We start from the raw sequence: 13,518 nt of genomic DNA on the forward strand, positions 1-13,518 counted from the left end.
AAAGCAAACGCGAATCTTTGCTTTTTAGTTGTTTTTTGTCCATAGATTTTGATGCTTCTTAAACCCAAAGAAATCATGGGGCTCCCAAAAGCTAGGCACTAAGTCATCAATAGCGTCAGGGGAAAAATTACTGGATAACTGTTTCAAAATTTCGGTCAGCCGCTCGCGGCCGACTCGCATCAACTTTTTACGGTTAGCTGGAAAGTACAGGTTGCGATCTTTGGCGATGACTTCCTGAGTGCCACCGCTGATGTAGTGTTGATTGCGCGTAACTACTTTGCAAATCGGCTCAGCAGGGTCTGAAGGGCACAAGCCAGTTACGATAGCGCATTCAAATTGGTCTTTTTCCTGACCATTCTCGTTAAGGGGAATAAACGTGATCCCGAATCCCTGTGGAAAGTAGCCCACAATATTAATGAAATCCTGGGCTAATTGCTTGTTCAGACTGCCTTTTTTGGCAAGTTGGTCGATTAGTAGATAACCTTTTGGCAAGCTCTTTCGACTGTAGTCTCCTTTTGTTGATAGCACTATTGAGACATATATCTGTGGAATCTTTACGATTTCTCCGAGCCCCGTTTTAGAAACAAACGCGTCTTTAACTACTTGAAGTAAAAAGTCGTTTGCCTCTTGTTGGGTAATATTGAAGCGATCTCTTTCTTCTTTACTATTACCCACGTAGCGGGGAAGGCCAAGGCCGTCTTCCAAATATTTAAGGGTATAGTGAAAATTGAGTTTTAATAAATCTTTACGCTGTGAGTCTTCCAGTAATCTGAATTCATTTAAGCTACCGTCTTCGCCCTTTAGGATTGTCTGTGCAGCAGGACTCTGAAGTCCAACGTCTTGAAGGAGTGCTGCGGTAATAAGGGGAGTCCCTAATTCCACTTTCCACTTTTCGCGCCAGTAATTGCTACCATCAAATCGAGACGCCGCTTTCCGGTACTTAGATAAATATTTATGGGCAATGGTATCGTGCTCTAACAATCGGTCGACCAACCTGAGTGTCAACACTGCTTTGTAAAGTGGTTTAAACCGCTGGTGAACCTGGGCAAATTTACCCTCAGGGCCTCGGGTTAGCAGCATAAGGGTGCCGAGAAATTTAGCACTGAGCTGCAAGGTTTCCTGGGGGGTGTCACCTTCACACAACTCGATAATTTTTGTTACCACATTATGCAGCCGCTCTAATCGAGCCAAGCGTTCTTCTTCAAGTTTAGTCGTACTGTTTTTCAGTTTGACAGCAAGTGTGTCGTAAAGGGATTCTTTTCCTTTGACACCGGCGATCTTTATTTGTTGTTTCTTGAGATCTGCAACGTGTTTTTCTAGAGACGGTGTAAGCGAAAAATAATGAGCGGCATCCTCAAAAATCGATCCAAATCCGGTATCTTTTGGATAAACCAAATTGATGAGTTGTTTTACTTGTTGAGTGTAATTACTGTCTGGGTTTAGGCTTTTAACGCTCACCGTAATCCTTTCTGATCTGTCCGTTGAATAGCGTTTATTTTACTAACGCTATTCTAGCAGTGGATGCCGCCATTGGTTTATCGCACCAAATGACCCAACTCAACCGCTTCGCGTTTTTTAAGTTGACCTAAATGATATCTTAAATTTTCACTAATTTTAGTATTTCTTTTAATAATATGTATTTGCGGCCATGACGCCTTTTCACCACTGTCAATCAAATGCTTAATACTTTCCACCGTGGGGTTAGATAACACCTGCGATAAATTGCGTATTTGACGCTTGGGTAAGATATTAATATTACCTACGTACTGTTGATCGATAATAGAGCGAACTTTGTGGATGGCTAATTTGGCACTTTTGTTGCCAGTTAAACGCTCTATGATATCTATGGCAAAAATGCTATTGGATTTAGCCAGCTGCCCGATGTGTCTCGTTGACATATCCCACAACGAGTTAGGGTCAACGCGATTTGAAGATATAAAGGGGACTGCCAGAGGGTTGGTTTGACTGACTATACTGTGGTTCACACCATACAATCTAGCTAGCCGTTCATAAGGAAGATCGGCCATCAATGAGCCATCGGCAAAGCGGCGGTTCGGGATGTAAGGCACAATCTCACCTTTTGGGGTTTTCGCCCTTAACTGAACGGGACTAAAGATGATTGGCACAGCACAGGACGCACGTACGGCTTGGGTGATAATTGCGTTAGGCGACGTTTTTGCATTTAGCAAACGCGAGTGTTGATGTAAGTCTGCCGGTGAGACAGTGATAGTGATATGCCTGCCAGTTTTCTTAAAGGCCTCTTCGAAGGTGGTTAAATCGAACAGTTCAATCAGGGCATTTTCTAGCACCGAACTATCAAATAAACTTTTTTTGCCCAAGCCGGAAAAGCTTCGCCAGTGCTTAAACGTGTCGTAAATAAATTCGGCACTTAAGGCTTCTAATAACTCGTCGTGATTGCGAGTACCTAACATTGCCGCAATAATAGAGCCAGCACTTGCCCCTGATACCACAGTAGGCAAGAGGTTTTTCTCGTTGAGTGATTTCACAACGCCAGCGTGAAAGAACCCTAAGCCAGCACCACCAGACAGCATTAAACAGCTTCGACCAAACGCGTGAGCAGTTTCTTCGAAAAATGAAAGTTTCTCGTAAAAATCCACTTCATTCTCATCGGCACTGTAAATTTGTTCAAGTGCAAGAATGACTTCATCAATGAATTGTTCAATGAGGTGCTTAGTCCCTATTTTACATTGGTTCAGCAGTACCGGATTTGCGATGTTGCCTAAATTGCCATGCAAGCCTTCATGTAAAATGGACATTAAGGCATGAAGGTCACCTTTGCCCCGCGCTATCTGTAATCGTTGAACGCGCTTTCGAATAAGCATGTGGTCATAGTCATCACTGGCGTCTTTAGCTTTCCATTCCTGGGCACCGGAAAGTTCGTCGTGGGCCAGACAGGCAGCTTCATATTCTTCATAACACGAGGCTTGTTCAATGTCGTTTTCGATTTTTTTTAACCGCAAGTCGAATACTGCCATACTGACTACCTACCGTAAGTGAAAATGAACCAAATTCTTTAGAGTCCTGCCATGTTGGTTGAATACTAACCGTCACAACCCAAGTGGCGTGAAAGCCTTATATAACACCCTATGCTAAAACTTTAGAATTCTCTACCTAAAGTCTGAGGCGATAGGCGCTTGCCGTTGCCCTCAAAACACCCTTTTTATTGTCGTCATATCAGGGACATATAAGGACGACAATTACACCTGTGTTTTGAATCCATCAAGAATATTAGGCTCCATGTGATAGATGTGATGGCGAACGAGTTAATACATTCGACAGATGATTATAAGGTTTTAGCGTCACTTTACTTTGTTATCAATCAACAATTAGCATTAAATGCATTTTTTACGTTGACCATTTCCTATGCACTAAGTAGCCTGAATAAGACAATAATAAATCGGACCACATATTCGAAGTATGGAATGGAATGTTGAAACGCTGAGTTTGTTATCAATCCCTTTAATCAGCGCTATAGTGGGATGGCTGACTAATTACCTTGCGGTAAAGATGATGTTTTACCCCATTGAGTTTGTCGGCATAAAGCCTATCTTCGGGTGGCAGGGTTTAATCCCTGCAAAACGTCGTCAAATGGCAGAGATTGAAGTGGAGTTGGTACTGGGTAAATTACTCAGTGTTGAGGAGTTGGCACGACGCCTAGACCCTGATGCCCTGACCAAAGCAATAGAGCGGAGATTAAGTCAGGTTATTCGCAAAGTAGTGAACGACGTGATGGCCGAATCAGCCCCGCAGTTATGGGCAGCACTGCCCGTACAGGGCAAAAACCTAGTGTACCAGCGGATAGAAAATGATATTCCGAATGTGGTGCACAAAATGGTCGACGATTTTCAGCACAATGTAGCCGAAATCCTTGATATCAAAGAATTGGTCGTTGAACAGCTGGTCAACTCACCAGAACTCATCAACGAAATCTTTTTAACCGCAGGAAGTAAAGAATTTCCGTTTATTGTGCGTTCGGGGTTTTATTTTGGTTTCTTGTTTGGCTTACCAACCATGTTGTTGTGGTATTTTTATCAAGCCTGGTGGATATTACCCTTAGGCGGCCTAATTGTAGGCTATGCTACAAACTGGATAGCGATAAAAATTATTTTTGAGCCGAAGCGCCCTCATAAGCTCGGACCTATCACTATTCAAGGCATGTTTCTAAAGCGGCAAAAAGAAGTGGCAGAAGTATACTCCACGATTATTGAACAAAAACTCATCACCCCTAAAAATATTACGCATATTATTTTACACGGTTCTGGCTCAGCACAGCTACTAGAGCTTATTGAACTGCATGTTAACGACGCGATAGAGCGATACGTAGCGATTGCTCAACCTTATTTTGCTCTGGGCGTGGGCTCCGAGAATTATCACAAAATGAAAGCATTGGCGGTAAAGCAAATATTTGATAATTCTGACAAGTATCTACTTTATGCCTATGATTATGCCAATGATGCACTGCAAGTTGGCAATGATTTAAGCGAGCGGATGCAGGCGCTATCAGCAGAAGAATTCGAAGGTGTGTTACGTCCTGCGTACCAGCAAGACGAGTGGAAATTGATCGTAACGGGAGCCATTTTGGGAATGATGGCTGGCTTTGCCCAGCTCTACTTAGTGTTTATGTAAACAGGTAACACTAGCACAGCCCATAATTGGTCTTCTGATGCACGCAACAGGTTTGATTCGTACAGGGTGTTGAATTACATGAAAACCGCGCAACGGATTTTATTGACCGCTTTGGCGATGTTTAATGAGCATGGTGAAAATGCTGTGACGAGCGTGGATATTGCCATTGAGTTAGATATTAGCCCCGGAAATTTGTACTATCATTTTAAAGGCAAAGAAAGCTTGGTAAGTGCCTTAATGAAAATGCATGAGCAACAAATGCAACCACTCCTGCGACGTGAAAAACTCGATACCTTGCACGCACAAGAAATAATGTATTATTTGTATATGCTGGTTGATAGCATTCACGTGTTTCGCTTCTTCTATAAAAGTCCTGCCGACCTAGCCGAAAAATATCCTGCCATTATTCGTCCTAGAAAGCACATTCTAAAAAGCTTAAATGATCAATTGGGTTTCCTTTTTGATTCGCTGGCGACTCGCAAAGTGCTTAGTGCAACCAAAGACGAACGCCGGCTTCTGGTGGATCTGATGTCGTTGATTATTACCCAGTCATGCCAATTTGATGAGTTAAATAGCCATATGGATTCGACTATGCAACGCTATCATGCGTTATCGCTTGTGAAAGTCAGTCTATTGCCACGCCTATTACTCTCTGACGATGAAAGAGCGCAACTGGAAAACGCACTGAGTTCCTATTCACTCGCACGAAATTTCACCTCCCCGTCACCCCTTGAGTTCGCTGAAAAGGTATAAAAATGGCCAAGAATTTAAGCTTTTTAGACAAGTCATTTTGGATCACGGAGTCTGACGAAAACCCTAAGCATGTTGCCTGCTTGCAGTTATTAGCCATTCCTAAAGGCGAAACCAGTGCCGACTACGTGCCGGCGCTTTTTAAGGAAATTAGAAGCTTTACGCGTGCGACATCGCCGTTCAACTGTGCTGTTAAAACCGTGTTGGGCTATCCGACGGGGTTTGTGCCGCTCAAAAAATTAAATATGGACTATCACGTTCAAATTCACCGTGTAGCTGATGTGAAGGATAGGGAAGCGTTGGATGGGTTTGTGGCTAGGTTGCATGCGTCAAGGTTAGATCCTGACAAGCCCCTGTGGCAGTATCACTTCCTCTTTGATGAAGACAGTGACATTTTTGCTATTTACGCGCGGGTTCATCATATGTACGGCGACGGCGCTACATTGGTGCGTTGGTTTCAATCGGGTTATGTGTCGCATTCTCACGATAGTCAATTCACGCCGGTATGGGCCGTAAAGCGCTTACGCCACAAAAAACGCGATCCTGTGAGCTTTTTTAAACGTTTGGCGGGAGTGGGATATGCACTTAAAACTGCTTTTGATTTAGTGGTTATTTTCATGCGCATTTTTATGAAAATTCTGCGTGTAAACCCACATTATATGCCCATTCCCTTTACAGGGACCAAAACCGTCCTGACCGGACAGGTGAAGTCGGGGCGAGCAGTGGCGACGATGGATTTAGATTTCAATCGAGTAAAGGCGTTAGCTAGGCGAACCCGCTCTACTGCCAATGAAGTGTTGTTATGTGCGTTTGATATTGGTGTGCACAGGTTGTTAAAAGAGCACGGCCAAGTGTTTAAGAAAGCATTGTTCACCAACATGCCGATCAACCTGAGGAAGCCGGGCGAGAAAACCACGGGGAATAAAATAGCCATTGTGCCTGTTCAATTGGCTCACGGTGAGCACGACCCCTATTTGCGACTACGGCAGATAGTCGTTAACCATCGAATTGTTAAACATGCTGCCCAACATGCCCGACCTGCAGCGTTTAGTGGATATACTATCGCTATTCAATCGCTGGCACTGGTGTTTGAGTGGCTCAGAATGTCGAGTGTAGTCAAACCTATTGCTAACATACTTATTTCCAATGTGCCGGGTCCTAAGGACACGCGTTATTTAAAAGATGCTGAGCTATTGGCTTGCTATCCCATTTCTACAATGACACCAGGGGGCGGGGTAAATATCACATTGATGACCTATGCGGGAACGGCAAATGTCGGTCTGGTGTGCTGTAATAAGAATATTTCCTCATTACAGCCTTTGGCACGTTACATCAAAGAAGCGTTTGATATGTTGGAAGCCAGTGTCGATGATCCACGTCTTAATATTGATGATATAGGTGAACAGGTGGACACCGTTCACGTATCCATCGTTTCCGATCATTGAAGTTAATTGTACCGCAGTGAGAGCCCCCCTTTACTAATATGACAGTCGGTTATAGGTTCCACGGTGATAAAGGGAGAACAAAGGTAACAATACGTTAGCTTTTGTTACTCTCTTAAGCGAGTGTTACAAGAGGTATTTCCCTTTCGTTAACGGTGAGTATGCAGTCAAGGCTTATGCGGATTAGGACTTAGGCAAGATAAAAGCGCAATACGTTCTCTTCAACACGAACACTTTCACCATGTTTAGCAAAGAGCACTTCTCGCCATTGATCTTTGCTTAACTGATGGCAAAGCTTGTCTTCACTGATTTGTTTTCGAATTGCGGCGTCGATTTGAGGTTTGTGATAATCCAAAATAGCTTGTTTGGAGCCAGACAGATAAAGCTTTAAATAGTCAGCAGCCATGTCCGATGTGCCAGCAGTAAATAAAGAAAGCGCAGATTTCAATGAACCTGAAAGCAAACTGTTAACACTTCGCGGGAAAAAGCGGCTGAGTAAATAGTGGGTGTCCTTAATTAGGGCGTAGTCATCGTTCACAAGCGTGATGGCATCGGTACGTAGCTGGTTTAAAAAGACCGTTTTAGTTTCACGGTCATAGTTGGGCGTTGTGCTTAATGCAAATATAACGTGAGCGCGATAGATGGTGTTAGATGCCACCACAATATTTAGCGACGCAAGACACTGAAGGCCAATGCGATTAGTTACATTATCAAGGGTAACTCTACCTTCTAACACGTTCACTGTGCCGGTTCCAATAGGTATCTCAAAAGTGAAGGTGTAGGGAAAACTACTCTCTACCAGCGATTGCAGTTCCTGCTGTGAAAAGTCGTCATAGGTAAGTTTGCCCAACTTGACCATACACCAAGCAACGATGAGTTTACAGTTATCTTTGAGGCTTAAGGTACTAGAAATCATTCGCTATCTGATATCGTGATAATGAGAAGGACAAGATAATGTTCGATAGTAGCAAGCATGGTTTGTGGCCTGTTCCACTGAAACGAAAGGGCGAAGATGGCAAGGAGCAAGTATGTGAAAATTCATGTTACTCGCGTTGTGAATTACCTAAGTTATCAAGGTTATTGGAATTTTAAAATGTTACAAGATAAAACTTTTCTCACCTCGCTTTTTTTTGCTAATCTGGTCGTACCACAACACGTCATTTACTTCTTATTAGCAATAAGATGAGCAGGAGCCTTTGGTATGAGTGAAGAGCAAAAGAGTTACGATTACATCATCGTAGGTGGCGGCTCAGCGGGCGCAGTGCTTGCTACGCGATTATCAGAAAATCCTGCACTTGACATTTTATTGCTTGAAGCTGGGGCGCGAGACACCAACCCACTTATTCATATTCCATTTGGATTATCGATATTAAGTCGATTTGAAGGTATAGGATGGGGGTATCACACTGCTCCGCAAAAAGAAATGTACGACAGGGAGCTTTTCTGGCCGCGAGGAAAGACCCTAGGGGGAAGTAGTTCTGTCAATGCCATGTGTTATATTCGCGGGCAACAAGAAGACTATGATCGTTGGGCAAATGAAGAAGGTGCCAAGGGCTGGTCCTTCGATGAAGTATTGCCCTATTTTAAGCGCGCTGAAAACTTCGAAGAAGGCCCCGATGAATTTCACGGAAGTGGCGGGCCGTTAAATGTTTCTAAACTTCGCCACACCAATGTGTTATCTGACGCGTTCGTGAATGCTGCAAGCTATGCCGGATATCAGCAAAGAGAGGATTTTAATCGGGAGGCGCGAGAGGGCCTTGGTTATTATCATGTAACTCAAGTGAATGGACAACGCTGCTCAACAGCAAAGGGTTACCTCACACAGGCGAAGCACCGCAATAATCTGACTGTATTAACCAAAGTCGCTTGTGAAAAAGTGTTATTGGAAAGTGAGCGCGCTATCGGTGTACAAGTGCGTGAGAAGGGCGTGATTAATCGCTATTTTGCTAAAGGCGAAGTGATATTGTGTGGTGGTGCGATAAATTCTCCCCAACTGCTTATGTTATCGGGAATTGGGCCGCGAGCTGAATTAGAAGAGAAGGGAATTTTTGTCCATTGCGACCTACCTGGTGTGGGGCAGAACTTACAAGATCACTTGGACGCTATAGTGCAATATACCTGTAAAGCGCGAGAAGGGTATGCCGTAGCGGTAGGCGCATTGCCGTCTTATGTCAAAGCCAGTGTGGATTATGCCGTGAAACGTCAAGGGATCTTTTCTTCAAACGTTGCTGAAGCGGGGGGCTTTGTCAGTTCAAGCCTTGCAACAATTGGCCCAGACATCCAATTTCATTTCTTGCCTGCTATCTTAAACGACCATGGAAGACAATTAGCTTTTGGATACGGTTATGGTCTCCATGTGTGCTGCTTATATCCCAAAAGTCGCGGCAGTATTACGTTGCAAAGTAATCACCCCGCCGATCAGGCATTAATCGATCCGAATTACTTATCCGCGCCTGAAGATCAACAAGTTATGATTGAGGGAGTACGCATTGCCAGAAAATTATTATCTGCCCCTGATTTTGACAAATTTGAAGGTACTGAGCTCTATCCAGGCGAACAGGCGCAGACTGATGAAGAAATTCTAGAATTCTTAAGAGAGCGGGCAGAAACCATCTATCATCCAATTGGCACCTGTAAAATGGGGGCTGATGATGACGTCATGGCAGTAGTCGATACTCAATTGCGTGTCAGAGGCGTAACAGGGCTTCGCGTGGTAGATGCGTCGGTGATGCCAAGTTTAATCGGTGGTAACACGAATGCGCCAACCATTATGATTGCAGAGCGTGCAGCTGATTTTATTAAGGCGGCTCATGAAGGTCAGCCCATACCTATCGCCAGTTAACGAGCTTTATATTACTGGGATAATAACAGTTACATGGGGTGGACTTGCATTTTAACTACAAGATTGAAATCGCGACTGCCTCACCTTTCGTGACTGTGCTGCATAAATAGATCGGCAGCACAGTCACACATTTCATCAATATGGCTGGTGTCAGCGTATATGCCATCGATCAATAGGCGGGCTATGCCGTGAAGGGTTCCCCATGTTACTTGTGCTAAGCGAAGGGCGTCTTGGTTATTGGGTAACAGCCCTTGTTCTTGCCAGTAGCGGGTCATGGTGACCTGGAATTGAAAACACGGAAAGGCCACGTTTTTTAAGTCTGACGTGGCTGCATTGTTACGCCAAATAGTGCGCCCAAACATGAGTTCATACATTTCGGTATTGTTTGCTGCATAACCAATATATTCGTGAATAAACGCTCTAAATCGCTCACGAGGTGATTTGTTTGGCTGTTCGAAAATGCGCTTTGCTGCGTCATGCCAATCACTAAACCCTTTCGCTGCTATAGCACTTAACAATGCGCTTTTATCTTTAAAATGATGGTAGGGCGCAGTTCTTGAAACACCGGCATCCTCTGCCAATTTTCTTAACGACAGGCTATCTACCCCATGTTCAGCTAAACGTTTGGCTGCGGCATTGAGTAGCGCAGTACGCAGATCTCCGTGATGATAGCTTGGCGCTGCATTTGTCATAAAAGCTAATTCAATCTCTGGTCTATAGTATGTGATGAATAAATAACGTTTTATCTTGACACTGTCAACATTGCCTTTTATCTTGACGGTGTCTAGTTTGCAGAAATGTTAACCAAAATGCTTGAAGGAGGCAGCGAATCCCATGACGTACTCTACATTAGAAATAAAACACGAAGGCCATATCGCTCACGTCATACTCAATAGACCTGATGCCATGAACAGTATGAACCCTGATTTTTGGTCAGAGTTTCCTGCAGCCATTCGACAAATTGACGAGCAAGGCGAATCCAGAGTCATCGTCATTTCCTCTACTGGCAAACACTTTTCTGCTGGCATGGATTTGTCTGTTTTCTTAAATATGAAGGAAAGTTTTAAAGGTGATCCATCTCGGCGGGCAGAGCGCATGCGCAGAATGGTCATGTTGTTGCAGGACAGTTTTACTGCCATCGAACAAGCGCGTATGCCCGTTATCGGTGCCGTACAAGGTGGTGCCATTGGTGGTGCAGTAGACTTACTGAGTGCCTGTGATATGCGCTATTGCACAAAAGATGCATTCTTTACCATAAAAGAAACGCAACTGGGTATGACCGCAGACGTCGGTACACTGCAGCGCCTGCCTAAACTTATTCCTATTGGAGTCGTGAAAGAATTGGCCTATACGGGGCGTAATTTTGGTGCGCAAGAAGCGCAACAGCTTGGTTTTGTTAATCAAGTGTTTGACGATCAAAAAGCCATGCTTGATGCCGTGATGAAAGTTGCACAGCAGATAGCGGCTAACTCGCCACTGGCGGTGGCAGGCACTAAAACCATGATCAACTATGCAGTAGAGCACACGGTAGCTGAGAGCTTAACTTACATGGCAACGTGGCAGGCTGGGATGTTTCAAATGGAAGATGTATTTAGTGCTATGGAAGCGCAAAAGGCACAAACACAGCCGGATTTCCCACCTTTACACGGTGCTATAAAAAAATTAAATCAATAGTGTCGACAGGCGGCGCTTGCGATGTCGCAACTGCACCTTTCTAAACGCAAGTGCAAAACACGACACCCTATTACAGTGAAAAACTCGGGCAATTTTTCAGGAATTTATTATGAACCAGACCGTTACTGACCACCCTGTATATCCACACCTGTTTCGACCCCTCGATTTAGGATTTACTCAGCTTAAAAATCGCGTGTTGATGGGATCAATGCATACCGGACTTGAAGAGCTTCCTGACGGCCATAAACGCATGGCGGCTTTTTACGGCGAACGGGCCAGAGGCGGCGTGGGGCTGATAGTAACCGGTGGTATAGGGCCAAACGAAGAAGGGGCGACACACCCATCTACGTTTCGCTTAGATACAGATGAAGCGGTCAATAATCATAAAGAAGTCACCGACGCAGTACACATCGCAGGTGGTAAAATATGTATGCAAATACTGCATACGGGGCGCTATGCATACAGTCCTAAGTTAGTTGCACCTTCGGCAGTTCAGGCTCCGATCAACCCCTTTAAACCTAAAGCCTTGGATGCAGATGAAATTGAAAAGCAAATTCGCGATTTTATTACCGCTTCAACTCAAGCTCAGCGCGCGGGTTACGACGGTGTTGAAATTATGGGCTCAGAAGGGTACTTCTTAAATCAGTTCATCGCTAAGCGAACTAATCACCGTGACGATGCCTGGGGAGGCGAATACGAAAACAGGATAAGACTACCCATTGAAGTGGTGAGAAGAGTTCGCGAAGCAGTGGGTAAAAACTTCATTATTATCTATCGCCTTTCTATGTTGGATTTAGTCGAGGGTGGCTCAAGCTACGAGGAAGTAGTGCAACTGGGTAAAGAAATTGAAAAAGCGGGCGCCACCATTATTAATACCGGTATTGGTTGGCACGAAGCGCGTATTCCCACTATTGCAACCAAAGTTCCCCGTGCCGCCTTTACCTGGGTGACGGCAAAGTTCCGCGATGCTCTGTCCATACCCGTTATTACCTCTAACCGCATCAATACTCCTGAGGTTGCTGAAGCGGTACTGGCGCGCGGTGATGCTGATATGGTGTCAATGGCGCGCCCATTTTTGGCAGATGCTGACTTTGTGCGCAAAGCTCAGCAAAACAAAGCCGATGAGATAAATACCTGTATTGGATGTAACCAAGCCTGCTTAGATCACGTATTCAATGGCAAAATGACCAGTTGTTTGGTTAACCCTCGTGCCTGTCATGAACTGGAAATTAATATCACACCTGCGGCTTCTAAAAAACGTGTGGCAGTGGTAGGAGCGGGTCCTGCGGGGCTGGCTGCGGCGGTAACCGCGGCAGAGCGCGGCCACGAAGTGGTAATTTACGATGCTGCCAATGAAATAGGTGGGCAGTTCAATGTGGCGAAGCAAGTTCCTGGCAAAGAAGAGTTTTATGAAACGCTGCGCTACTTTAAACGCCAAATTGAGCTTCACCCAAATATCAGTCTACAACTGAATACATACGTTGACGCCGCGACGCTAAACACAGAAGGGTTTGATGAAGTATTAGTGGCCACGGGCATTAAACCGAGAACGCCTGATATTGAGGGAATTAGCCACAGTAAGGTGCTTACCTATTTGCAAGTGCTTAAAGAGAAAAAAGCAGTCGGTCACAAAGTGGCGATCATTGGCGCTGGGGGGATTGGCTTTGACACGGCAGAGTATCTTTCCCATGGAAAATCCACCCCAAGCCAAGATATTCCAGCGTTTATGAAAGAGTGGGGAATTGACATGACGCTCACTGCGAGAGCGGGGATTGAAGGGGTGCAGCCTCAACCAGAGCCTTCACCACGCGAAATTTACTTGCTTCAGCGCAAGTCTTCTAAAGTAGGCGCAGGCTTGGGTAAAACCACTGGTTGGGCGCATCGGGCAGGGCTTCTGGCCAAGGGCGTAAAAATGATAGCGGGTGTCAGCTACGACAAGATTGATGATGAAGGCTTGCACATCACTGTCGAGGGTAATAAACAGCTATTGCCGGTAGACAATGTCATTATATGTGCCGGTCAAGAGCCGATGCGAGATATTGTGGATGGTTTGACTATGCCTTATCACCTTATCGGTGGCGCTGACGAAGCACTGGAGTTAGATGCTAAACGGGCAATTGACCAAGGCACCCGAGTATGCGCGGCCATTTAAAGAAAAAGCGG

General features: G+C 44.9%; 10 protein-coding genes. 6 read left to right on the forward strand and 4 right to left on the reverse strand.

All coding sequences use genetic code 11. From position 1 onward, the window contains the following. Window positions 1–24: 24 nt before the first annotated feature. Together ACMCM8_RS05195 and ACMCM8_RS05200 are read right to left on the reverse strand one after the other, a co-directional pair. Window positions 25–1,458 carry a hypothetical protein gene (locus ACMCM8_RS05195; RefSeq protein WP_412726140.1) on the reverse strand — a complete coding sequence of 478 codons (1,434 nt, stop codon included), beginning with the start codon at window positions 1,456–1,458 and terminating at the stop codon, window positions 25–27. 77 nt (window positions 1,459–1,535) lie between these two features. Then, window positions 1,536–2,996 (reverse strand): DUF3336 domain-containing protein, encoded by a 1,461-nt coding sequence (locus ACMCM8_RS05200; RefSeq protein ID WP_412726142.1) that lies wholly within the window; start codon window positions 2,994–2,996, stop codon window positions 1,536–1,538. Window positions 2,997–3,438: 442 nt separating this feature from the next. On the opposite strand from ACMCM8_RS05200, the gene ACMCM8_RS05205 reads away from it, so the two are divergent. The 3 genes from ACMCM8_RS05205 (at window position 3,439) to ACMCM8_RS05215 (ending at window position 6,842) form a co-directional block, all read left to right on the forward strand. Beyond that, the gene (locus tag ACMCM8_RS05205) at window positions 3,439–4,647 is read left to right on the forward strand and encodes a DUF445 domain-containing protein (RefSeq protein ID WP_412726144.1); all 1,209 of its coding nucleotides are present in this window, start codon (window positions 3,439–3,441) and stop codon (window positions 4,645–4,647) included. 78 nt (window positions 4,648–4,725) lie between these two features. Beyond that, complete coding sequence (locus tag ACMCM8_RS05210) at window positions 4,726–5,400, forward strand: TetR/AcrR family transcriptional regulator (RefSeq protein WP_412726146.1); 675 nt, start codon at window positions 4,726–4,728, stop codon at window positions 5,398–5,400. A 2-nt stretch (window positions 5,401–5,402) separates the two neighbouring features. Then, window positions 5,403–6,842, forward strand: coding sequence for a wax ester/triacylglycerol synthase domain-containing protein (locus ACMCM8_RS05215; protein WP_412726148.1), 1,440 nt, complete (start codon window positions 5,403–5,405; stop codon window positions 6,840–6,842). A 187-nt stretch (window positions 6,843–7,029) separates the two neighbouring features. Here ACMCM8_RS05215 and ACMCM8_RS05220 read toward each other — a convergent pair whose 3' ends face one another. Further along, window positions 7,030–7,755, reverse strand: coding sequence for a DUF1439 domain-containing protein (locus tag ACMCM8_RS05220; protein ID WP_412726150.1), 726 nt, complete (start codon window positions 7,753–7,755; stop codon window positions 7,030–7,032). 285 nt (window positions 7,756–8,040) lie between these two features. Here ACMCM8_RS05220 and ACMCM8_RS05225 point away from each other — a divergent pair, with 285 nt between their 5' ends. Then, on the forward strand, window positions 8,041–9,681 hold the full coding sequence (locus ACMCM8_RS05225) for a GMC family oxidoreductase (protein ID WP_412726152.1): 1,641 nt from the start codon (window positions 8,041–8,043) through the stop codon (window positions 9,679–9,681). A gap of 80 nt (window positions 9,682–9,761) precedes the next feature. On the opposite strand, the gene ACMCM8_RS05230 is transcribed toward ACMCM8_RS05225, so the two are convergent. Next, window positions 9,762–10,373 (reverse strand): TetR/AcrR family transcriptional regulator, encoded by a 612-nt coding sequence (locus ACMCM8_RS05230; protein ID WP_412726154.1) that lies wholly within the window; start codon window positions 10,371–10,373, stop codon window positions 9,762–9,764. Window positions 10,374–10,515: 142 nt separating this feature from the next. Here ACMCM8_RS05230 and ACMCM8_RS05235 point away from each other — a divergent pair, with 142 nt between their 5' ends. Next, a complete protein-coding gene (locus ACMCM8_RS05235) occupies window positions 10,516–11,355 on the forward strand; it encodes a crotonase/enoyl-CoA hydratase family protein (RefSeq protein WP_412726156.1) in 840 nt (279 codons plus the stop codon). 109 nt (window positions 11,356–11,464) lie between these two features. Then, window positions 11,465–13,507, forward strand: a complete 2,043-nt coding sequence (locus ACMCM8_RS05240) for an FAD-dependent oxidoreductase (RefSeq protein WP_412726158.1) — start codon at window positions 11,465–11,467, stop codon at window positions 13,505–13,507. The last annotated feature ends 11 nt before the right edge of the window (window positions 13,508–13,518 follow it).

The sequence above is a fragment of the Alteromonas sp. D210916BOD_24 genome (genome assembly GCF_047159385.1).
Lineage (GTDB): Bacteria > Pseudomonadota > Gammaproteobacteria > Enterobacterales > Alteromonadaceae > Alteromonas.